The following is a 309-nucleotide window of genomic DNA, read 5'->3' on the forward strand; positions in this document are numbered from 1 at the left end:
CCGGACCCGGGAGCTCTTCGAGCGCCTCGGGACCGCCGGCTGGGGCGCCGTCCAGCACGCCGCCGGCTGGGCCGCGCACGGGCTCTGCCTGTCCGCCGCCGCCTCCGGCCTCTTCGCCCGCCCCGTGCGGGCCTTCAAGGAGATACCCACCCAGCGCGTCCTCGGCCTGGACCCCGACGAGATGATCGTCCTGTCCGTGGTCGTGGGGGTACCGCAGGACACCGGCGGCGCGCTGCTCGACCTCAGACTCTGAAGGAGCGTCCCCGTGACCCCGACCCCGATCCCGACCCCGGCGGCGGCCCCGATCCC

1 pseudogene is annotated in these 309 nt (G+C 76.1%); it reads left to right on the plus strand.

Going from position 1 to position 309, the window contains the following annotated elements:
* Nucleotides 1-253: pseudogene (locus AOK00_RS40310) on the plus strand (hypothetical protein); the annotation flags it as partial.
* Nucleotides 254-309 lie beyond the last annotated feature (56 nt).

The sequence above is a fragment of the Streptomyces aureus genome (assembly GCF_001418135.1).
Lineage (GTDB): Bacteria > Actinomycetota > Actinomycetes > Streptomycetales > Streptomycetaceae > Streptomyces > Streptomyces aureus_A.